Genomic DNA, 21,074 nt, shown 5'->3' on the forward strand with positions numbered 1-21,074 from the left:
GGACAAGGCCGCCCAGGTGCATGGGGTTGTTGGCGAACACCCCCATGGGACGGCCTTGTCCGAGGCGTCGCTATCGATGGCGCCGCCCAGGTGCATGGGGTTGTTGGCGAACACCCCCATGGGACGGCCCTCCACCCGGATGAAGGCGGTGATCATGGCCAGGCCGAACTTGGGCCGCAGCTCCAGCATCGAGCCGGCGTCGGCCAGGGTCTCGATCAGCTTGCGCATGTCGTAGACCCGCAGGCGGTTTTCCGGCGCCGCGCGGCGCAACAGGCGCTGGTCGGCGCAGGACCAGTCGGCCAGCGGGCCCTGGAAGTACGCCAGGTACTGCTTGGCCTTGGCCACGGCCTCTTCCTCGTCCTCCACCAGGACGTCGATGGTGCCGTTGGCCTGCATCACCTTGACGGGGCCGATCTCCTCCGGCCGGAAGACCCCCAACCCGCCGCCCTCCACCATGGCCGGGCCGCCCATGCCCAGCGCTGAGTTCTTGGTGGCGATGATCACGTCGCAGCAGCCCAGGATCGCGGCGTTGCCGGCGAAGCAGCGGCCGGAGTTGATCCCCACCAGCGGCACCGCGCCGGAGAGCTTGCCCCAGTACTCGAACCCCCGAGTGAAGCCGCCGCCCTCGGTGTCGCCTGGCCGCCCGCCGCCGCCTTCGGTGAAGAAGATGGTCGGTAGCCGCCAGCGAAGGGCCAGCTCCGCCATCCGGTCGAGCTTCCAGTGGTTGTTGCCCCCCTGGGTGCCGGCCAGCACGGTGTAGTCATAGGACAGCACCGCGCAGCGCGACCGGTCCTCGGTGAACAGCTCGCCGTTCACCTGGCCCACGCCCATGATCATGCCGTCGGCCGGCGTGGTGGCGATCAGTTCCTCCAGGGTGTTGCGACGCCGGCGGGCCGCCACCACCAGCGGGCCGTACTCCACGAAGGTGCCCGGATCGATCAGGTCGTCGACGTTCTCCCGGGCGGTGCGCTGGCCGGTCTTGCGCCGCCGGGCCACCGCCTCGGGGCGAGCCTGGTCGAGGGTCAGGCGATGGCGCTCCAGCACCTCGGCCAGGTCCGGGCGGATGGCGTCCAGGTCGATGGTCTCTTCCGCCGCGTCGCCGGCGCCCGCCACCTCCGCCTCCTCGATAAAGGCCAAGGGATGGTCCTCGAAGACCGTGTCGCCCACCGCCACGGTGACCTGCCGCACCACGCCAGAGATCTCTGCGGTGATCACGTGCTCCATCTTCATGGCTTCCATGATCATCAGCGCCTGGCCGGCGCGGACGGTGTCGCCGATCGTGACCTGGAGGTTGATCACGGTGCCTTGCAGGGGCGCTCGCAAGGGCCGCGTGCCCTCCGGCCCCTCGGGCTCGGTTTCGTCGGCTTCGGCCTCCACCTGCTGCTTGCCCAGGACCAGCACGGCCAGCGGATCGTCGGCGTCGATCGAGGCGCCGGCCCGCTTGGGCGCCGCCGCGCCGCTCCGCGCCGTCGCGTCGAAGTACAGTTTTGGATGTGTCTGCGGCTCGCCGGCCAGGTCGCCCATGTGCTCTTCGATGAAGCGGGTGTGCACCTCTCCCGCCGCCACCGCCGGATGGGCCAGCAGGTTCTGCAGGAAGGCGATGTTGGTGGCCGACCCCTCGATGCGGAATTCCGCCAGGGCGCGGTAGGCTTTGGCCACGGCGCGGGAGAGACCGCCCGCGCCCGCATGGACTATCAGCTTGGCCAGCAGGCTGTCGAACCGGGCGCTGGTGCGGTAGCCGGCATAGCCGAACCCATCGACCCGCACGCCGGGGCCCGAGGGCGGCTCGAACGCGGTCAGCACGCCGCCCGCCGGCCGGGCCGAGCCGTCGAGGGCCATGGTCTCCAGGTTGACCCGGGCTTGGACGGCGTGGCCGCGGGGTTCCGGAACGCGCCCCTGGGTCAGGCTGAGGTCGGCCAGGGTGCGGCCCGCCGCGATCTGCAGCTGCAGGCGCACCAGGTCCAGGCCGGTGACCTCCTCGGTGACGGTGTGCTCCACCTGCAGCCGGGCGTTGCCCTCGATGAACACCACGCGAGACTCAGACCCGGTCTCCACCAGGAACTCCATGGTCCCCAGGCTGCGGTAGCCGCTGGCCTGGCCGAGCGCCACGCCATAGCCGAAGAGCCGCTCGCGCAGGGCCTGCGGCAGCATGTCGGCCGGCGCGATCTCGATCACCTTCTGCCGCTGGCGCTGCAGGCTGCACTCGCGGTCCCACAGGTGGCTGACCGAAGCGCCGTCGCCGACGATCTGCACCTCGATGTGCCGGGCGTGAGGCAGGAACTGCTCCACGTAGAGCGCGCCGTTCCCGAAGGCGGCCTGCGCCTCCGAGGCGCACCGCTCGAAGGCGGCGTCCAGCTCACCGGCCGCCTGGACGGGCCGCATGCCGCGCCCGCCGCCGCCGGCCACCGCCTTGACCATCACCGCTCCGCCGGCGCCCAGCCCCTCCAGGAAGGCGCGGGCCTGCGCAAGGGTCGTCGGGCCATCGGCGCCGGGCAGCACCGGCACGTCGCACTGCTGCGCCAGCGCCCGGGCGCGGGCCTTGTCGCCGAACAGCTCCAGGGTCTCAGGGCTTGGTCCCACAAAGGTGACGCCGGCTTCCGCGCAGGCCCGGGCAAAGGCGGCGTTCTCGCTGAGGAAGCCGTAGCCGGGATGCACCGCGTCGCAACCCTGCGCCGCCGCGGTCGCCACGATCTGGGCGATGTCGAGGTAGGCGGGCGGGCCAACGCCTTTCAGGCCCACCGCCTGGTCCGCTGTCTTGGTATGCAGCGACGCCGCGTCGTCCTCGGAGAAGACGGCGAGAGTAGCTATGCCCATCTCCGCGGCGGTGCGCGCGATGCGGACGGCGATCTCGCCGCGGTTGGCGATCAGCAGCTTCTTCAAGATCCGGCGTCCCCAACGGTCTTTGAGCAGGCGGTCTTCCGCCGCCTCGCCGTGACCCTACCGGCTGGCCTGGGGGAACCTCAAGCGGCTAGGCTGTGGCCCCAAGGAGTCGCGCCATGCCCACCACCGTCAACCGAACCAGCGTCGAAGACCTCAACCGCGCGAACATCGGCAAGCTGCCGGAGCACCTGGGCCTGCGCATCACCGAGGTGGAGGACGGCCGGGTGGTGGGCCGCTTCCTGGTTCGGCCGGACCTGGTGGCGCACACCGGCTACCTGCTGGCCGGCGTGGTGCTGTCGGTGGCCGACCTGCTGTGCGCCTACGGGGTGTCGACAGTCTGGCCGCAGGGCGCCACGGGATTCACCACCGCCGAGGTCAAGGCCAACTTCACCGGCACGCTTCGCGAAGGCGAGGCAGTGTGCGTGGCCACCCTGCTGCACGGCGGGCGCACCACCCAAGTGTGGGACGCGCGGGTGGAGGACGCGGCCACCGGAAAGCTGATGACCGCCTTCCGCTGCACCCAGATCATCCTCTATCCGCGCGCCTGAGCCTCAGCTCTTCAAGAGGCCCGTATCGATTGGCAGGCTGCGAATGCGCTTGCCCGTGGCCGCGAAGATGGCGTTGGTGAGCGCCGGGATGGCCGGCGGCAGGGCCGGTTCGCCCAGGCCCGTCGGCGGGAAGTCCGCCTTCAGGAAGTGCACCTCCACTGGCGGCGCGTCGGCCATCCGCATCAGCGGATAGTCGGTGAAGTTGGACTGCACCGTGCGGCCGCCCTCAATGGTGATCTGCTGGTGCAGCGCCTCAGAAAGTCCGTCCAGCACCGAGCCCTGCACCTGGTTGATCGCCCCGTGCGGGTTGATGATCTGGCGGCCCACGTCGGCGGCGACCCAGACCTTGTTGACCTTCACCGCGCCGGACTTGGCGACGGTCACCTCGGCGACCTCGGCGAAATAGCCCAGGTGGCTGTAGTGGAAGGCCACGCCCAGGCCCGTTCCTTTGGGAGTCTTGCGGCCCCAGCCGGACTTCTCGGCGACCAGCTTGAGCACATTGGCCATGCGGCCGGCGTGGTAGGCGGTGGGCGGCTCGCCGACCATGCGCGGTTCGCCCAGCAGTTTCAGCCGGAAGGCCACCTGGTCGGCGCCGGCGGCATGGCCCAGCTCGTCGATGAACGACTGCATAACGAAGGACAGCGCATTGGACCCCGGCGCGCGCAGGGGTCCCGTGGGCACCCCCAGCGGCATGGTGGAAACTTCGATCTTGCAGTTGGGCACGAAGCGGGCCGGGAACTCCGTTGGGCTCATGCCGGCGCTGGACGCGAAGCCCTCGCCCTCGCCGAAGCTGACGAAGCGGTCCTGCCAGGCGACGATATTGCCGGCCGCGTCCACGCCGCCCTTGAGGAAATGATAGCCGGCGGGGCGGTAGAAATCGTGGCGCATGTCGTCTTCGCGCGTCCACAGGAGCTTCACCGGCGCGCCGGCTTCGCGGGCGATCCAGGCGGCCTCCACCATGTAGTCGTTGGCGAGCCTGCGGCCAAAGCCGCCGCCGCCGCGGATCAGGTGGATGGTGATGTCTTGCGGCTTGATCCCCAGGGTCTGGGCGACCAGCTGGCGGCCCGGCTCCGGGTTCTGGGTGGGCGCCCAGATCTCCAGCTTGCCGTCCTTGAACTCCGCCGTGCAGTTCTGCGGCTCCAGGGTGGCGTGGCTGAGGAATGGATAGGCGTAGGCCGCCTCCACCGTCCTGGCCGCGCCCTTGAGCGCGCCGGCCACGTCGCCGTCGTTGCGCGGGGTTCGCATGGCCGCGCCCTGGGCGAGTTCGGCCGCGCGCTTGTCGAAGCCGGCGCTAGACTGGCTGGAGGTCGGATGGTCGGACCACTGGACGTTCAGCCGGTTGCGGGCCTTGTTGGCCGCCCACCAGCTATCGGCCACCACCGCAACGCCGGGCAGCAGGCCCGAGAGGTTCGTGCCGCCGTCGATCACGAAGGCCTTGCGCACGCCCTTGACCGACTGCGCCGCCGCCAGGTCCGCCTTGGCGACCTTGGCGCCAAACACCGGGGCTTTCTCGAAGGCGGCGTAGAGCATGCCTGGCCGGCGGACATCGATGCCGAATAGCGGCTGGCCGGTGACGATCTTCGGGGTGTCCACCTGGGCCATCGCCTTGCCGATGATCCGGTAGGCCTTGGGGTCCTTCAGGGTCAGGCTCTTGGGGTCGGGGACCGCCACGCCGGCGCAGGCCGAGGCCAGGGAGCCGTAGCTGGACTTCCGGCCCGAGGGGGCGTGGACCACCATCCCCGGTGTGGTGGTGCATTCACCGGGCGCGCAGTTCCAGGCCTGCGACGCGGCCTGGATCATCATGGCGCGGGCCACCGCGCCCACCCGGCGCAGTTCGTCCCAGTGCAGGGGCGTCGCCATGCTGCCGCCGGCGAACTGGCGGCCATAGGCCACCGGATCGTTGTCAGCCTGCTCGACGCGGACGTTCTCCCAGGCCACGTCCAGCTCTTCGGCGATCAGCATGGGCAGCATGGTCTTGATGCCCTGGCCGACCTCCGGGTTCTTGGCGATGATGGTGACGATCCCGTCGGGGGCGACCTTGACGTAGGCGTTGATCGGCCGCGCGCCGACCCCTTGGGCCTCAGCCTTGGGCGCGACGCTGAACGACAGGACCAGACCGCCGGCAGCGCCGCTGGTCACCAGGAAATCGCGGCGCGAGGCGCCGGTTTGTTGCACGGTCATCTCAGGCCTCGATCTTCTGACCGGAGGCGCGCTTGATGGCGGCGCGGATCCGCGTGTAGGTGGCGCAACGGCAGATGTTGCCACTCATGGCCGCATCGATGTCGGCGTCGGTAGGCTTGGGCGTCTTGGTGAGCAGGGCCGTGGCCGACATGATCTGGCCGGGCTGGCAGTAGCCGCACTGGGCCACGTCGAGCTCGCTCCAGGCCGCCTGCACCCGCTTGCCCACCGCGCCGGCGCCGATCCCTTCGATGGTGGTGATCTTCGACGCGCCGACGCTCTCCACCGGCATCTGGCAGGAGCGCATCGGCTGGCCGTTCACATGGACGGTGCAGGCGCCGCAGACGCCCACGCCGCAACCATACTTGGGTCCGACGATGCCCAGGGTGTCGCGCAACACCCACAGCAGCGGGGTGTCCCCGTCGACATCGGCTTGTTGCGCCTTGCCGTTGACGTTGATCGTGAAGGCCATCGCCCGCGTCCCTCTTGGATGTTTCGCAATGCTAGAGCCGCGAGGCGGGTGGCTGCAAGTGAACGTTGTTCAGCCTGCCGGTTTTGTCCGGCCGGCCCGCCGCCCTACCGGGCCGTGGGAAACTGCACCCGGGCTTCGAAGCCCTGCGGCGCGAAGTCGAAGTCGACCTTGCCACCCTGGTTACGCAGCGACATCTCCAGCACCCGGGTGCCGAAACCCTGCCGCTTAGAGGGCGTCACCGCCGGTCCGCCGCGCTCCGTCCAGGCCAAGGCGACCTGGCCGTCATCGGTGGCCTGCCGGCGGATCTCTACGCGCCCGTCCGGAGCCGAGAGCGCCCCGTGCTTCACCGCATTGGTGGACATTTCGTGCAGCAGCAGCGCCAGGCCCACCGCCACCTCGCCCATGATGGTCACGTCGGCCAGGTCGCCGACGTCGAAGTTGCCGAGCTCGAAGGGCGACAGCGCCTGCACCACCACGTCGGCCAAGGCGACCGGGCGGCCACCGGACGCCATCACCAGGTCCTGCGAGGCCGCCATGGCCTGCAGGCGCGCCAGCAGCACCTCTTCGAAATCCTTCACCCCCACCGCCCTGCGGGCGGACTGAGTGACCAGGGTCATCATCACCGCGATGCCGTTCTTGGCCCGGTGCGCCAGCTCGCCCATCAACAGGTTGCGGCGTTCCTCGGAGAGCTTGCGCTTGGTGATATCCAGCGAGGTGCCGACCACCAGCTTGACCCCGGCGGCGTCCTTCACCACCCGGCCCTGGGCATGGATCCAGCGCACCTGGCCATCGGCCTGCGGCGCGATGCGATGCTCCACCGAGTAGTCACCGCCCTCCGCCTTGGTCTCTGTGGCCCGATAGGCCTCGCGCACCCGCTCCAGGTCCTCGGGATGGACCAGCGACAGGTAGCGCTCGATGGTGATCGGCTCGTCCGGCCCCACGCCAAACAGTTCGCGGTTGCGCTCGGACCAGACCAGGGCGCCGCTGCGCACGTCCCATTCCCAGAAGCCAAGACCGGTGGCCTCGACCGCGGCCTCCAGCCGGCGGCGCTGCTCGTCCAGTTCGGACGCGTCACGGCGGGCATCGGTGATGTCGATCAAGAGGCCGTCCCAAATGGTGGAGCCGTCGGCCTGCAGGGTCGGCGAGGAAGCGATCTTCCGCCAACGGAGAGCCCCGTCGGCACGGTGCATGGCCACCTCGATCGCAAAGCCCTTCATGGCCCGCAGCGCCGCCTTTTCCGCGGCCTCGAACCGGACCCGGTGGTCCGGCAAGATCTGGCCGTAGAGCAGCATCGGGTCCTTCAGGGCGTCCTGAGCCTTGACGCCGTTCATTTCCAGGCACCGCGGACTGACATAGGTGAACCGGCGCGTGACACCATCGGGCGCGACGTGAATCTGGAACGCCATGCCCAGGCCAAGCGCGTCCGCCACCGTGTGGAAGGACGGCTCCGCAGTCCGGACCCTGCCGATTATCTTGTCCAAGGCGTCCCTCAACGGCCCTTCAGCCCAAGCGCACGTAATCTGGTGGGCCGTGGGTAGCCCGACAACAAGGGATTGTTATGGCGGTACGGCGTCGGGTCGATTCGCCGCAGGTCCGCCGATGCGGCTCAGGGGCGCGGCAGCACCACCACCGCGTCAGCCAGTTCGTTGGGGTTGTCGCCGGCCCGGGCGGGAAAATGCTCGGCCAGGATGTCGGCGCACAGGCCGACCGCGGCGGCGAAGCCCGCCGCCGGTTCGCCGCGCTTCAGCCCGGCGATAAGGGCGGCCATGGCGCGGTCCCAGACCTCCGGCTCGACGCGGGCGGCGATGCTTTCGTCGGCGATCAGCTCGGCCATGTGCTCGGCCAGCGAGACGAAGATCAGCACGCCGGTGCGTTCGCGGGTGGCGTGCAGGTTCTTGGCGATAAACTGCTCGGAGGCGCGTCGGCGCACGCGCTCGCGCTTCAGGCCGGACGGGGTCAGCAGCAACCGCACGGGCAGGGTCGCGGTGGCCAGCAGGATGATGACGAACAGGGCCCCCTGCAGCAGAATCGCGCCGATCAGGGCCTGTCGGGCCGCCGCCTCGGCCGCCCCCGTCGCCTGGGCCGCTGTCCAGCCGCCGAACAGGTCCGGCGCGGACACCTGCACCCCGGCCAGCAGCAGCAGCGCCGGCCCCAGAAGGGCCACCCCCGCCGCCCAGACCAGCGGCGTCTCGGCGTAGTCGGCGCTGCGCTCGCTGACCACGCAGTAAATTTCGCCGGTGGTGCGGGTTTCGGCCTCGCGCACGGACGCGGTGATCGTCTCGAGGTCCGAGGGGGTGAGGGTCATCTGCGTCATCACCAGCTTCCCGAGGATCCGCCGCCGCCGAAAGAGCCGCCGCCGCCGGAGAATCCGCCGCCACCGCCGCCGCTCCAGCCGCCCCCTCGTCCGCCGCTGCTGGCGGACAGGATCATCGGCAGCAGCCAAAGGAGGTTAGAGCCGCCGCGACGGCCGCGCCGGCCGCGTCCGCCTAGGACGCCGCCCAGCACCCAGAGCACAACGAAGATGATGAAGATCAGCGGAATCGAGACGCCTTGGCCGTCGGAGCCGCGGTCCTTCTGCACCGCCGCCTGGGCGACCCGGGCCTTGGCCTCCTCGTCCGGCAAGGCGAGTTGCTGGATCAGGGCCGCGGTCCCGGCGACCACGCCCTCCTCCATCTTGCCCTCGCGGAATTTCGGCAGGACGGCGGTCTGCAGGATCAGGCTGGAGAGCGCGTCGGTGAGCACCGGCTCCAGGCCATAGCCCACCTCGATGCGCACCTTGCGAGCATCGGGCGCCACCAGGAGGATCGCGCCATCGTTCTGGCCCTTGCGCCCGATCAGCCAGGTGCGGCCGAGCTGGTAGCCGTAGTCCTCGATCTCATAGCCCTGCAGATCCGGCACGGTGGCCACCACCAGTTGGCGGCCCGTCTGGGTCTCCAGGGCGGCCAGGTCGGCGTCCAGCTTCCGCTCGGTCTGCGGACTGAGCATCCGGGCGTTGTCGACCACCCGCCCGGTGAGCGGCGGGAACTTCGGTTGCGCGAAGGCCCCGCCCACGCTGGCGGCCAGGATCAGGAGCGCGAGGCCGAAACCCCGCGCGCCCGCCGTCAGGCTCATTGCGTCGGCGCGGCAGCGGGCGGCGCGGAGCCGGGAGTGACCGCGGCGGCCGGCGCCGGGGCGCCGAAGTCCACGGTGGGCGCGCCCTGGGAGGCTTCCGCCGCCTGGAAGAGCTGCATCGGCTTGGACGAGCCGTACATGGTCTTGGCCCAGAGCACCGTCGGGAAGGTCCTGAGCGACGTATTGAAGTCGCGAACGGACTCGTTGTAGTCGCGCCGCGAAATGGCGATCCGGTTCTCGGTGCCTTCGAGCTGGCTCTGCAGGGCCATGAAGTTGGTGTTGGATTTCAGGTCCGGATACTGCTCCTGCAGCACGCGGAACGGGATCAGCGACATCGACACGTTGTTCTGCGCGGCCTGGTAGCGCTGGAAGGCCGCCGGGTCCTGGGTGATCGAGGCGTCGGAGGGGGTGCGGAGCGCCCCGGCCCGGGCTTCGGTCACGCCGATCAGCACGCTGGATTCCTGGGCCGCATAGCCCTTCACGGTGGCCACCAGGTTCGGGATCAGGTCGGCGCGGCGCTGGTACTGGTTCTGCACATCGGCCCACTTGGCCTTGGCGGCTTCCTCTTTGGTGGGGATGGTGTTGATCCCGCAGGCGGCGAGCAGCAGCGGCGCCAGCATCACCAGGGCGACGCGCGCGAAGCGTTTGCGAAGGGTGGTCACGTTGTGAAGCTCCCCAATTGGCCCAAGCACCAGCTTGGTCGGCTGATATGTGGCCTGTGCATTGATCTTGCGCAACGCCGCGGGCATCACGGGACCGCTAAGATTTCGCAAGTTTAACCTTCGGGCGGAGGTCCGAGCCGATGGCGCAGGCGCGGCCCTACTATGGCGACAAGGGGTTCAGCACGGCTTTCTACGACCGGGTGACGGGCCTCGACGCCCGGCTGGCCGGGGATGTGGAAATCTACGCCGACCTGGCGCCGGCCGGCGGTGCGGTGCTCGAACTCGGCGCCGGGACCGGCCGCGTGACCTTCGCCCTGGCGGCCCTGGGCCACCGCGTCACCGGCATCGACCTGGCGCCGGCCATGCTGGCCCAGGCCCAGGCCAAGCGCATCGGCCTGGCCGCCGATGTGGCCGCGCGGATCGAACTGCGGTTGGGCGACATGACGTCCGTGGACCTGAAGCGGACCTTCGCCCTGGTGGTCTGCCCCTATTTCACCCTGGCGCACGTGCCGGCGGGGGCGGCCTGGCGCAACACCTTCGCCACCGCCGCGCGGCACCTGGACACCGGCGGCCTGGCCGCCTTCCACCTGCCGCGGATGGAGATCATGCGCGCGCCGGGTCCCGCCGATCCGAGCCAGCCGGTGATGGCCGAGCCTCTGCCGGAAGGCGGCAAGCTGCTGCTGTTCGTTCGCAGCCGGACGTTCCGCGAGGCGATTGGCCGGCTGGACCAGGTGATCGAGTACGCGGTGGCCGACGCCACGGGAACGATCCGCGACCGTTCCGCCGAGCGGCTCACCTACTACATGGCCGACCCTGAACCCGCGGCCGCCACCGCCGGCCTGACCCTCGACCGCCCCCCCATCGACCTGGGCGGCGTCGGCGACGTGTGGGTGTTCCGGAAGGGCTAGGTTTTCGAGGCGAACTCGGCGTCGCCGGTGGCCGCCACCACCTGGTCGTCGAAGGAGGCGTGGGCCGAGGTGTAGAGCCGGTGATAGAGCCCCCCGGCCCGCATGAGTGCGTTGTGCGGCCCCTGCTCCACTATCCGGCCCTGCTGCAGCACCATGATCCGGTCGGCGTCGCGGATGGTGGCCAGGCGGTGGGCGATGACGACGCAGGTGCGGCCCTTGAACAGCACCTTGAGCGCCTTCTGGATGGCCTGCTCGGTGAAGCTGTCGATGTTGGCGGTGGCCTCGTCGAGGATCAGAATCTGCGGGTCGGCCACCAGGGCGCGGGCGAAGGAGATCAGCTGCCGCTGGCCCACCGAGAGGTTGCGCCCCCGCTGGCCCAGCCGCGTCTCGTAGCCGTCCGGCAGCTTGATGATGAAATCGTGGGCGGACACGGCCCGCGCCGCGGCGATCACGTCGTCGTCGCTGGCGCCCTCGGTGTTGTAGCGAATGTTGTCGGCGATGGTCCCGGTGAACAGGAACGGCTCCTGCAGCACCATGCCGATGGTCCGGCCCAGGCTGTCGAGGGTGACGTCGCGCACGTCATGGCCGCCCACCAGCACCTGGCCCTCGCCCACCTCGTAGAAGCGATGGGCGAGCGAGATGATCGAGGTCTTGCCCGAGCCCGTGGGGCCGACCAGAGCCACCACCTCGCGGGGGCGCACCTTGAAGGAGACATCGTGCAGCACCGGCCGGGCCGGATCGTAGCCGAAGGTCACATGGCGGAACTCGACGGTGGGCTCCAGGGTCGCCAGGGCCACGGCGTCGGGCTTGTCACGGATGCTCACCGGCACGTCCAGCACCTCGAAGATGCGGTAGGCCCCGGCCATTGCGCGCTGCATCACCGTGTACTGCATGGACAGCATCCGCACGGGATCGAAGAACCGCTGCACATAGATCAGGAAGGCCACCAGCACGCCCACCTCCAGGCGTCCGCCCAGCACCGCATGGCCGCCCACCACCACGACGATGCCCATGGCCACCCCGGTCAGCACATCCACCGTCGGCACCATGATCTGGCTCATCCAGGAAGCGTCGGTCTGAGCCTTGAAGTTGTCGCGGGCTTTTTCGCGGTAGAGGTCGAAGTTGACCGCCTCGCGCCGGGTCTCCTGGACGGTGCGGATGCCGTTGATGTTCTCCGCCAGCGCCGAGTTGGCGTTGGAGGAGGCGTCGCGCGCCTTGCGGAAACTGTCCTTGGAATAGGGCAGCCAGACCGCCCGCACGGCGATCAGCGCCGGCAGGACGGTGAGTGTCAGCAGGCCAAGCTGCACGTCCATCAAGATGAGCGCCACGGCGATGCCCACCAGCATCACAAAGTCGCCCACGGCGCCGGTGCTGCTTTCCAGGAACTCCTGCAGCGAGTTCACGTCCCCCTGCAGCCGGGCCATGATCCGGCCAACGTGGGTCTTGTCCATGAACGACAGGCTGACGTCCTGAAAGTGGGCGAACATGGCGCGGCGGATGTCGAAGATCACCCGCTGGGCCAGCCGCTGCGACAGCCACTGCTCCATGAAGAACATGCCGGCGAACAGGCCGGCGGCCACGCCGAACCAGACGAGGGTCTCGCGGAACCGCGCCGGGTCGCCCTTGACCACCGCGTCCACCGCCCGGCCGATCAGCATGGGGATGGCGAGCTGGCCGGCCGCCGACAGCAGCACCGAGCCCTGGGCGATGGCGAAGCCCTTGCGGTGTGGCCCCAGGTAGCTGAAGAACCGGCGCGCGACCCGGGTGTCGAAGCTCCCGAAAATGTCGTCGCCCTCGGGCGTCCCCAGGGAGGCCCTGGGCGCCCGGCGCTGCGGCTGTTCGGCGGCGGCCTCGCTCATGGTCAGGCCTCCGCGCCTACGGGTTCGTCCATTACAGCCGAGGCGGCCGCCCGGCTCTGCAACTCGTAGAGGTCGGCGTAGGTCCCGCCCCGCGCCAGCAGCTCGGCGTGACTGCCGCGCTCGACGATGCGGCCCTCGTCCAGCACCAGGATGTGGTCGGCGTGCATCAGCGAGGACAGCCGGTGGGCGATGATAATGGTGGCCTTGGTCCGGGTCGCCCGCGCCAGTCCATCGCGCACCTTGCGCTCGGTGACCGCGTCGATGGCGGCGGTGCTATCGTCGAAGATCATCACGCCGGGCCCCGGCACCACCCCTCGGGCGATGCTCATCCGCTGGCGCTGGCCACCCGAGAGCGCCACGCCGCGCTCGCCCACCCGGGTCTCATAGGTCCGCGGCAGGCTGGCGATGTGCTCGTGGATCTGGGCGGTGCGCGCGGCGTCGACGATCCGCTCCTCCTCCGCCCAGGGGTCGGCGTAGGCGACGTTGTGGCCGACGGATGAGTCGAACAGGAACGCCTCCTGCTGCACCAGGCCGACGTATTCGCGCAGGGAGGCGAGGGTCACGTCGCGGACGTCCACCCCGTCTATGGTGATCCGCCCGCCGCTGACGTCGTAGAAGCGCGGCGCCAGGTTCGCCAGGGTCGACTTGCCCGATCCCGGCGGCCCGACGATCCCCAGCGTCTGGCCGGGCCGCACCTCGAAGTCGATGCCGCTCAGCACGGTCTTGCCGGCCGGGTCGTAGCGGAAGCTGACATCCTCGAACCGCAGCACCCCCACGCTGGGCGCCAGGGGCAAGGCGCCGGGCGCATCGGCGATCTCCGGCTCCAGGTCCAGCACCTCGAACAGCCGTCCGCCCGCCGAGGTGGCCCTGGCCATGGAGTTGAAGATCATGGCGATCTGCCGAATCGGGGCCTGCAGGAGCGTCATGTAGGTGAGGAACTCAGTGAGCCGGCCCACCGTCATCTGGCCGGCCAGCACCTTGCTCCCGCCCCACCAGATCAGCGCCCCCAGGGACAGGTGGAAGCTGACCATCATCCAGGCGACGCCCTGGAAGCGAAGGGTGATGCGCTTGTACTGGAACGCCAGGGTCTCGCCCGCGGCGGCATCGAACTTGCCCATCTCGAAGCGGCGCCCCGCGAAGGCGCGCACCACGCGGATGCCCTGCAGGTTCTCCTCCATGGTGAGCGTCAGCACGCCCATCAACTCCTGCACCCGCAGCCAGGTGACCCGCAGCAGGAAGCCCATCCGCCCGAGCGCCCAGCCCGCCACCGGCACGAAGCTGAGGCCGATGGCGGCCATCACCGGGTCGGTGGAGATCATCATCCAGGCGGAGAAGCCCACCAGCAGCAGCAGCGAGAGAGCCGGCAGCATAGCGCCCTGGATGAAGGCCCGGGTTCCCTCCAGGTCGAGCATCCCGCGGGTGATCAGGTCGCCGGAATGGATCTTGTCGTGGAAGCCGAAGGACAGCCTCTGGAGCTGCTGGAAGAACTGCAGCCGCAGGTCGTAGGCCACTCTCTGGCTGAGGTATTCGCCGAGATACCCCGACGCCATGGTCAGGAAGCCGCGCAGGGTGGTGGCCAGCATCACCAGCCCGGCGGTCATCAGCAGCGCCTGACGCGCGGCGTCCGCGGAGCCCGCGCCGGCCAGGAGGTCGCTGGACTGGTCCACCGCCTGGCCCAACAGCCGCGGCAGGGCCAGGGTGGCCGCGGCGCCCAGCAGTGAGGCCGCGATGGTGAGCGCCACGCGGACACGGTAGCGCAAGGCCAGCCGCGCGATCCGCGGCAGCACCCTGGGCATGGCCGTCACGTCCACCGTAGGCGCGTCAGACAGCGACGCGCCCCGCCCGCTGGGGGGCTTGCTCATTTGGCGAGTCCATCAATTGGATGGGCTTACTCTGGGGCGCCCACCGCGGGTGCGCCAGCCCTATCCCTGCTCTTCAGGGGAGGGATAGGCTAGGCCGCGGCCTTTGCCTGGGGAACCACGGTGACCGGCCACGCCGGGGCGGGCGGCCGTTTGCGGACCTTCTCGCCCTTCAGCCAGACCTTGGCGCCCTCGGCATAGATCGCCGCCAGCACGCCGAGCGTCATCCAGGGGTGGGTCAGCCAAGCCTTGAAGAGCGCCCGGTCGGAGAGCTCCTGGCGCCGGCCCTGGAAGGCCGCGGCCAGGACCAGGCCCTCGGCGTCGCTGACGTCCACCGCCACCTGCACCGTCTCGCCGGGCGGGCGGATGCGGAAGGCGTAGGAGAGGTCCATGTCCATGAACGGCGAGACGTAGAAGCCTTTGTCGCAGGCCTGCCTCACCAGGGCGGCGTCGGGGGCGGGGATCAGGTAGCTGTGCCGTTCGCCGAAGGTGTTGTTGACCTCATAGAGGATGGCGCTGAGCCGGCCCTGGGCGTCATGGCAGAAGAACACCGTCAGGGGATTGAACCCTGAACCCAGGATCCGGGGCATGGCGAGCATCCGCACCGGCCCGCCGTGGGCGATGCCGGCCTGGGCGAGCTGGGCCTCTACCTGCGCCTTGAGCGGCCTGGCCGAGCCGTCCCCGTGCGCCCGCTCGGCGAAGCCCACCAGGTTGAAGCGGCCCAGGGTGAACAGCTTCAGCCCACGGTCCAGGGCCGCCAGCTCGTCCAGGTCCAGCAGCAGCATGAAGATGCGGTAGCGCAAGCCATGCGACCGAGGCTTCACCCGCGCATGGGTGACGATCCCCGGATAGAGGGCCGACGCGAAGCTCACGCCGCGCGCTCCTCCGGCGCCGGCTGCGCCGCGGGCCGTACGTGGATGCGGCCGGACTCGTTCTCCACTGTCCAGGGCCGGCGCACGCCGCCAAGCTCCTCCGCCACCGCCAGCCCGGCCTGCAACGCGTCCTCATGGAAGCCGTGGCCAAAGTAGGAGCCGCAGAACCAAGTGCGGTTGACGCCCTGCAGGCTCCACAAATGCTCCTGGGCCGCGATGGCGCCGGCGTCGAACAGCGGGTGGTCGTAGACCTCGGTCTTCAGCATGGCGCTGGGCGCGATGGGCTTCGTGGGGTTGAGCGTCACGAACAGGTCCGGGGCGTCCTTCAGGCTCTGCAGCCGGTTCATCCAGTAGGTGACGCAGCCGTCCAGGGGGGCGTCGCGGCGGCCGATGTGGTTCCAGCTGGTCCAGGCGCGCTTGCGCCTGGGCATCAGGCTGGCGTCGGTGTGCAGCACCGTTAGGTTGCGGCTGTAGCGGAACGCCGCGAGCAGGCGTTGCTCCTCCGCCGTGGGATCGTCCAGCAGGGCCAGAGCCGCATCCCCGTGGGCGGCGATCACCACCTCGTCGAACCGCTCAACGCCCCCGTGGGCGTCGCGCAGCTCAGCGCCGGTAGCGTCCCGCCGCACGCCGGTCACGCGGACGCCGGAGCGTACCTCGCCGCGGAATTCCTCGGCCAGCCGGCTGACGTAGGCGCGGCTGCCGCCGGCCACGGTGCGCCACAGGCCCCGGCCGAAAATCGTCATCATGCCGTGGTTCTGGAAGAAGCGGATCAGGGCCGCAGCCGGATACTCGCGGATCGCCGCCAGGGGGGTCGACCAGATGGCGGCGGCCTGCGGCAACAGGTGGTCGTCGCGGAACGCTTGGCAGTAGCCCTTTTGCGCCAGGTAGTCGTCCAGGGAGGTGAGCGGCGCCTCCAGCGCGGCCAGGTCCTTGGGCCCGTTGCGGTAGAAGCGCGTGACGTCGCGCAGCATCCCCCAGAAGCGGGCGGAGAACAGGTTGCGCTTCTGGGCGAAGATGCCGAGCGCGCCAAAGCTGGAGTATTCAAAGGCGCCATCGTCGAGGCTGACGCTCAGCGCCATGTCGGCGCTGCGGCTCTCCACCCCCAGGTGCTCCAGCAGGGCGGTAAAGTTCGGGTAGTTCGGCGCGTTGTAGACGATGAAGCCGGTGTCCACCGGCACGGGACCCTTCAGTCCCGGCGCATCGACGGTGTTGGCATGCCCCCCCAGGCGGCCCTCGGCCTCGAACAGCACCACGTCATGGCGTTGCGACAGCAGCCAGGCCGCCGAAAGCCCGGCGACGCCGCCGCCCACCACAGCGATGCGCTTTCGCCGTTCGCCCCAAGCCATCGTCACGGTCGGTCCTCGCTATGTCTGGCCGGCGGCTCCGCGCCGATGGGCCGCCCTGTGTCGAGCTACGTCCGAATGGGCCGGGCGGATGCGTCCAGTCAAGCTCGCGGCCCGTATCGCAAGGGATGCTAAGCCTCCTCGCCCTTGTGCTGATCGCCATGATCCTAGTCATGAGCGCCGCCTGGGCATTTGGCCTGCGCGTCGGCAACGCCGGCTGGACCGACGTGTTCTGGACCTTCGGGACCGGGGCTGCCCTCGCCGGCGCCGCGCTCTGGCCGATCGACGGCGAGGGCATCGCGGCGCGCCAGTGGCTGGTGGCCGGGCTGGTCGCCGCCTGGTCGATCCGGCTGGGGAGCTACATCGCCGGCCGGGTGGCGGGCCACCCCGAGGACGGCCGCTATGCGCAGTTTCGCGAGGACTTCGGCGCGAACTACCGGGTCAAGATGGCGGGCGTCGCCCTGGCCCAGGCGCCGGCCGCGGCTCTGCTGGCGGTGTCCGTGCTGCTGGCGGCGCGCAGCCCGCATCTGGGGCTGGGAATCCGCGACGGCCTGGCGGTGGCGATCGCGCTCATCGCCATATCCGGCGAAACCCTGGCCGACGCCCAGATGCGCAACTTTCGCGCCAATCCAGCCAACAAGGGCAAGGTCGCCGACACTGGCCTTTGGGCCTGGTCGCGCCACCCCAACTACTTCTTCGAATGGCTGATCTGGCTGGCCTACCCGGTGCTGGCGCTGGACCTGGACCGCCCGATCACCTGGCTGGCTTTCACCGCCCCGGTGGTGATGCTGGTCCTGCTGACCCGGGTTTCCGGCATCCCGCCCCTGGAGGCCGCCATGCTGCGCTCCCGCGGCGACGCCTATCGCGACTACCAGAGGCGCGTCAGCGCCTTCGTCCCGCTGCCGCCGAAGCGCGCCCAGAGACCTCCCGCATGAGCATGATCTCCACCGCCCTGCAGGCCTTCGAGGGCGCGCCCCTGCCCGACGTGATGCGCAAGGCCGCCATCGAGCTGCTGGTGGCCAACGCCCGGCGCCAGCTCTCCGGCGCCGGCGACGACGCCAACGCCCGCTTCGCCGCGGAGATGGCCGACCGGCCCATCGCCGAGCACACCGATGCGGCCAACGCCCAGCACTACGAGCTGCCGGCCGCCTTCTTCCAGGCCTGCCTGGGTCCGCAGCTCAAATACTCCTGCGGCCTCTATGGCTTGGCAGGCGACGGCTTGGACGTGGCCGAGGAGCTGGCCCTGGCGGAGACCGCCGCCCACGCCGACCTGAAGGATGGCCAGCGGATCCTCGAGCTCGGCTGCGGCTGGGGCTCGCTGTCCCTGTGGATGGCCCGGGCCCTGCCCAACGCGCGCATCACCTCGGTCTCCAACTCCGCCAGCCAGGGCGAGTTCATCCGCGGCCAGGCCAAGGCGCGGGGGCTGACCAACCTCACCGTGGTCACCGCCGACATGAACGACTTCCAGACCGAGACGGCCTTCGACCGCATCGTCTCGGTGGAGATGTTCGAGCACATGGCCAACTGGCGCGGCCTGCTGGCCCGGGCGCGCGGCTGGCTGAAACCGGATGGTCGGCTGTTCCTGCATGTGTTCACCCACCGCACCACGCCCTACCGCTTCGACGTGGCCGACGAGGCCGACTGGATCGCCCAGCACTTCTTCACCGGCGGGGTGATGCCCAGCCACGGCTTGGCCTATGAGTTCGCCGACCTCTTCCAGGTGGAGGCCGACTGGCGCTGGAGCGGCGTCCATTATCAGCGCACCGCGCTCGACTGGCTGGACCGCTACGACGCCAATATCGGCCAGATCCGCCCGATCCTGCAGGCGGTCTACGGCGAGGACGCCACCCTGTGGCATCGCCGCTGGCGGCTGTTCTTCCTGGCCACCGCCGGGCTGTTCGGGCACCGTGGCGGCCAGGAATGGGGGATCAGCCACTACCGGCTGACCCCGGCTTAGGGAGCGCTCGGCATGCTCAAGTACATCATCACCTATCTTGGCGCCGGCCTGGCCTTCGCCGCGGTGGACGCCATCTGGCTGACCCAGGTGGGGCCGAAGCTCTACCGGCCGGTCCTCGATCCGGTGCTGGCCGACAAGCCGGCCATGGGCGCGGCGGTGGTCTTCTATCTGATCTACGTCCTGGGCGTGGTGCTGCTGGCGATCCTGCCCAACCGCGACGCGGGCCTGATGAAGATGGCTGGCACCGGGGCGATCCTCGGGGCCATGGCCTACGCCACCTATGACCTGACCAACCAGGCGACGCTGAAGGTGTGGTCGACGAAGATCACCGTGATCGACATCAGCTGGGGCGCCTTCGTCACCGCCGTCGCCGCCACGGCCGGCCTCGTGGCCTGGCGCTGGGCCTCGCGCACCTTTCCCTGACCTTTCCTCCCACTTCCCCATGGTCTTGGCGAAAGGGGAGGAATGGCCAATTGTCCGCGGCTTTGCGCCCTGTATGGTGGCGTCCGAGGTTCCGGTGCAAGCGGGGCGCGGATCATTTCATCCCGTCCTCCGGAGCCTCCAACGACAGACATAGGTGGCGCCGCGTAGCAGTCCGGCGCGGGAGGACATTTGATGGAAGCCTTGAAGGAACGCCTCGGCCTGGACGAGCGGCTGACCGCCGCCGCCATGACCGGCATGACCACCGCGGTGTGGGCCCAGGTCCAGCCGGACCGGGCCTGCGTCATCGACCCGGACGGGAGCGTGCGGACCTTCGCCGAGGTAAACGCCAACGCCAACCGCATCGTGCGGCTGCTGCGCCAAGCCGGCCTCGTGGCCGGCGACGCGGTGGCCCTGGTGGCGTCCAACCGCGCGGAGTTCGTCGAGGTGCTGGCCGCCACCCTGCGCGGCGGCTTCCGCATCACGCCGGTCAACTGGCACCTCAACGCCGACGAGATCGCCTACATCCTGAACGACTGCGAGGCCAAGGCGGTGTTCTGCGAGGCCCGGGTGGCCGCCGCCGGGCCGGCCGCGGCGAGCGCCCCGAACCTGGCGGTGAAGGTGGCCATCGGCGGCGCCATCGAGGGCTTCCAGGCCTATGAGGCGGCGCTGGCCGGGTTCGACGCCGGCGACATCGACGACCCCGTCCTGGGCAACGGCATGATGTACACCTCCGGCACCACCGGCCGGCCCAAGGGGGTCTATCGCGCGGCGCCGGTGGTCGCCGTGCAGGGCCTCTACGCCCTGCGCGGCTACGACGAGAACTCCGTGCAGCTCTGCGCCGGTCCCGCCTATCACGCCGCGCCCCTGGCCTTCGACGTGCGCGCCGCCCTGGGCGCCGGCTGCCCGCTGGTGTTCCTGGACAAGTGGGACTCTGAGCAGGTGCTGCGGACCGTCGCGGAACGCAAGGTCACCCACCTGCACCTGGTGCCGATCATGTTCCAGCGGCTGCTGGCCCTGCCGGACGAGGTGAAGGCCCGCCACGACGTGGCCCACGTGAAATACATCGTCCACGGCGCCGCGCCCTGCCCGCCGGAGGTGAAGCAGGCGATGATCGACTGGTTCGGTCCGGTGCTCAGCGAGTACTACGCCGGCTCCGAGGGCGGCGCGGGCTTCGTGATCGACAGCCACGAGTGGCTGAAGAAGCCGGGCTCGGTGGGCAAACGCCCGGCGCTGCTGGGCTCGAAGATCCTCGACGAGGCCGGCGCCGAGTGTGCCGCGAATGTCGCCGGGACCATCTATCACCAGCTGCCGCCCGGCGGCGGGTTCACCTACTACAAGGACGAAAGCAAGACCCAGGCGAGCCGGGTGGACGACTATTTCACCATGGGCGACGTGGGCTATTTCGACGACGACGGCTACCTGTTCCTCACCGGCCGCAACGCCGAGACGATCATCTCCGGCGGAGTGAACATCTATCCGCAGGAAGTCGACAACGAGCTGATCAAGCACGAGGCGGTGGCCGACAGCGCCACGGTGGGCGTGCCGCACGACGAGTGGGGCGAACAGGTCAAGGCGGTGATCCTGCTGAAGCCCGGCCACCAGCCCTCCGACGCCCTGGCCCAGGCGATCCTCGATTTCGGCCGCGCCAGCCTGCCGGCCTTCAAGGTGCCGCGCAGCCTGGACTTTGTCACCGACCTGCCCCGCTCCGAAGCCGGCAAGATCCAGCGCAACAAGGTCCGCGCGCCCTACTGGGAAGGCCGCAAGCGGCAGATCTGAGGGCCGCTTCGTGATGAACGGCGGCGTGGTCCACAAGCCCTGGGGCGCCAGTCGCTTCGATTGACCCGAGGCGGCGCTCGCTGGGCTGCGGATCGAAGCCGGTGTCTCTCGGCAGGCCCTGGCCGGCCAGGTCGATCCGCGCCGCGATCCGCGGCCCCGCCCCGAGGGCGCGGCGGGTCGGCGCGAAGCCGTGAGCGCGGCGAATGATCAGCGGATCGTGAAGCAG

The 21,074-nt window shown here is 69.9% G+C and carries 17 protein-coding genes; 6 read left to right on the plus strand and 11 right to left on the minus strand.

The genetic code is table 11. The features are described 5' to 3' along the window. Positions 1-2,880, minus strand: a 2,880-nt coding sequence (locus ACLL81_RS14030; RefSeq protein ID WP_411288976.1) for a carboxyl transferase domain-containing protein, incomplete at its 3' end; no start/stop codon positions are given. A gap of 116 nt (positions 2,881-2,996) precedes the next feature. On the opposite strand from ACLL81_RS14030, the gene ACLL81_RS14035 reads away from it, so the two are divergent. After that, a complete protein-coding gene (locus ACLL81_RS14035; RefSeq protein ID WP_411288977.1) occupies positions 2,997-3,428 on the plus strand; it encodes a PaaI family thioesterase in 432 nt (143 codons plus the stop codon). 3 nt (positions 3,429-3,431) lie between these two features. Here the strand turns inward: ACLL81_RS14035 and ACLL81_RS14040 are convergent, their stop codons facing one another. The 6 genes from ACLL81_RS14040 to ACLL81_RS14065 form a co-directional block, all read right to left on the minus strand. Then, entirely contained in the window at positions 3,432-5,609 is a 2,178-nt protein-coding gene (locus ACLL81_RS14040; protein WP_411288978.1) for a molybdopterin cofactor-binding domain-containing protein, read from the minus strand. A gap of 1 nt (position 5,610) precedes the next feature. Further along, positions 5,611-6,078, minus strand: coding sequence for a (2Fe-2S)-binding protein (locus tag ACLL81_RS14045; RefSeq protein WP_411288979.1), 468 nt, complete (start codon positions 6,076-6,078; stop codon positions 5,611-5,613). Positions 6,079-6,182: 104 nt separating this feature from the next. Next, positions 6,183-7,559 carry a sensor histidine kinase gene (locus ACLL81_RS14050; protein WP_411288980.1) on the minus strand — a complete coding sequence of 459 codons (1,377 nt, stop codon included), beginning with the start codon at positions 7,557-7,559 and terminating at the stop codon, positions 6,183-6,185. Between the two features lie 125 nt (positions 7,560-7,684). Next, entirely contained in the window at positions 7,685-8,392 is a 708-nt protein-coding gene (locus ACLL81_RS14055; protein ID WP_411288981.1) for a TPM domain-containing protein, read from the minus strand. Next, positions 8,392-9,189, minus strand: coding sequence for a TPM domain-containing protein (locus tag ACLL81_RS14060; protein ID WP_411288982.1), 798 nt, complete (start codon positions 9,187-9,189; stop codon positions 8,392-8,394). The genes ACLL81_RS14055 and ACLL81_RS14060 overlap by 1 nt, the downstream gene beginning before the upstream one ends. Then, entirely contained in the window at positions 9,186-9,851 is a 666-nt protein-coding gene (locus tag ACLL81_RS14065) for a LemA family protein (RefSeq protein ID WP_411288983.1), read from the minus strand. Before ACLL81_RS14065 ends, ACLL81_RS14060 begins: the two co-directional genes overlap by 4 nt. Before the next feature lie 140 nt (positions 9,852-9,991). Here ACLL81_RS14065 and ACLL81_RS14070 point away from each other — a divergent pair, with 140 nt between their 5' ends. Next, positions 9,992-10,759: a class I SAM-dependent methyltransferase gene (locus ACLL81_RS14070; RefSeq protein WP_411288984.1), complete on the plus strand. Its 768-nt coding sequence runs from the start codon at positions 9,992-9,994 to the stop codon at positions 10,757-10,759. Here ACLL81_RS14070 and ACLL81_RS14075 read toward each other — a convergent pair. The 4 genes from ACLL81_RS14075 to ACLL81_RS14090 all read right to left on the minus strand — a co-directional run bounded on the left by ACLL81_RS14075 (position 10,756) and on the right by ACLL81_RS14090 (position 16,695). Next, positions 10,756-12,618, minus strand: coding sequence for an ABC transporter ATP-binding protein (locus tag ACLL81_RS14075; protein ID WP_411288985.1), 1,863 nt, complete (start codon positions 12,616-12,618; stop codon positions 10,756-10,758). The genes ACLL81_RS14070 and ACLL81_RS14075 overlap by 4 nt on opposite strands. Before the next feature lie 2 nt (positions 12,619-12,620). Beyond that, positions 12,621-14,480: an ABC transporter ATP-binding protein gene (locus ACLL81_RS14080; RefSeq protein WP_411288986.1), complete on the minus strand. Its 1,860-nt coding sequence runs from the start codon at positions 14,478-14,480 to the stop codon at positions 12,621-12,623. 89 nt (positions 14,481-14,569) lie between these two features. After that, entirely contained in the window at positions 14,570-15,349 is a 780-nt protein-coding gene (locus tag ACLL81_RS14085) for a DUF1365 domain-containing protein (protein ID WP_411288987.1), read from the minus strand. Beyond that, the gene (locus tag ACLL81_RS14090; protein ID WP_411289013.1) at positions 15,346-16,695 is read right to left on the minus strand and encodes an NAD(P)/FAD-dependent oxidoreductase; all 1,350 of its coding nucleotides are present in this window, start codon (positions 16,693-16,695) and stop codon (positions 15,346-15,348) included. The genes ACLL81_RS14085 and ACLL81_RS14090 overlap by 4 nt, the downstream gene beginning before the upstream one ends. A gap of 125 nt (positions 16,696-16,820) precedes the next feature. Here ACLL81_RS14090 and ACLL81_RS14095 point away from each other — a divergent pair, with 125 nt between their 5' ends. The 4 genes from ACLL81_RS14095 to ACLL81_RS14110 all read left to right on the plus strand — a co-directional run bounded on the left by ACLL81_RS14095 (position 16,821) and on the right by ACLL81_RS14110 (position 20,848). Continuing rightward, entirely contained in the window at positions 16,821-17,627 is an 807-nt protein-coding gene (locus ACLL81_RS14095) for a DUF1295 domain-containing protein (protein ID WP_411288988.1), read from the plus strand. Next, on the plus strand, positions 17,624-18,649 hold the full coding sequence (locus ACLL81_RS14100; protein WP_411288989.1) for an SAM-dependent methyltransferase: 1,026 nt from the start codon (positions 17,624-17,626) through the stop codon (positions 18,647-18,649). Before ACLL81_RS14095 ends, ACLL81_RS14100 begins: the two co-directional genes overlap by 4 nt. Before the next feature lie 12 nt (positions 18,650-18,661). After that, positions 18,662-19,072, plus strand: coding sequence for a DUF2177 family protein (locus ACLL81_RS14105; protein ID WP_411288990.1), 411 nt, complete (start codon positions 18,662-18,664; stop codon positions 19,070-19,072). A gap of 192 nt (positions 19,073-19,264) precedes the next feature. Beyond that, a complete protein-coding gene (locus tag ACLL81_RS14110) occupies positions 19,265-20,848 on the plus strand; it encodes an AMP-binding protein (protein ID WP_411288991.1) in 1,584 nt (527 codons plus the stop codon). Positions 20,849-21,074: the final 226 nt, after the last annotated feature.

It is taken from the genome of Phenylobacterium sp., assembly GCF_046590535.1.
Lineage (GTDB): Bacteria > Pseudomonadota > Alphaproteobacteria > Caulobacterales > Caulobacteraceae > Phenylobacterium.

Excerpts from the sequence above, each read along its gene's own strand:
- ACLL81_RS14090 (WP_411289013.1), bottom strand. The coding sequence starts at position 16,695 with ATGGCTTGGGGCGAACGGCGAAAGCGCATCGCTGTGGTGGGCGGCGGC.
- ACLL81_RS14070 (WP_411288984.1), top strand. The coding sequence starts at position 9,992 with ATGGCGCAGGCGCGGCCCTACTATGGCGACAAGGGGTTCAGCACGGCT.
- ACLL81_RS14045 (WP_411288979.1), bottom strand. The coding sequence starts at position 6,078 with ATGGCCTTCACGATCAACGTCAACGGCAAGGCGCAACAAGCCGATGTC.
- ACLL81_RS14075 (WP_411288985.1), bottom strand. The coding sequence starts at position 12,618 with ATGAGCGAGGCCGCCGCCGAACAGCCGCAGCGCCGGGCGCCCAGGGCC.
- ACLL81_RS14060 (WP_411288982.1), bottom strand. The coding sequence starts at position 9,189 with ATGAGCCTGACGGCGGGCGCGCGGGGTTTCGGCCTCGCGCTCCTGATC.
- ACLL81_RS14080 (WP_411288986.1), bottom strand. The coding sequence starts at position 14,480 with ATGAGCAAGCCCCCCAGCGGGCGGGGCGCGTCGCTGTCTGACGCGCCT.
- ACLL81_RS14100 (WP_411288989.1), top strand. The coding sequence starts at position 17,624 with ATGAGCATGATCTCCACCGCCCTGCAGGCCTTCGAGGGCGCGCCCCTG.
- ACLL81_RS14055 (WP_411288981.1), bottom strand. The coding sequence starts at position 8,392 with ATGACGCAGATGACCCTCACCCCCTCGGACCTCGAGACGATCACCGCG.
- ACLL81_RS14110 (WP_411288991.1), top strand. The coding sequence starts at position 19,265 with ATGGAAGCCTTGAAGGAACGCCTCGGCCTGGACGAGCGGCTGACCGCC.
- ACLL81_RS14035 (WP_411288977.1), top strand. The coding sequence starts at position 2,997 with ATGCCCACCACCGTCAACCGAACCAGCGTCGAAGACCTCAACCGCGCG.
- ACLL81_RS14040 (WP_411288978.1), bottom strand. The coding sequence starts at position 5,609 with ATGACCGTGCAACAAACCGGCGCCTCGCGCCGCGATTTCCTGGTGACC.
- ACLL81_RS14095 (WP_411288988.1), top strand. The coding sequence starts at position 16,821 with ATGCTAAGCCTCCTCGCCCTTGTGCTGATCGCCATGATCCTAGTCATG.
- ACLL81_RS14105 (WP_411288990.1), top strand. The coding sequence starts at position 18,662 with ATGCTCAAGTACATCATCACCTATCTTGGCGCCGGCCTGGCCTTCGCC.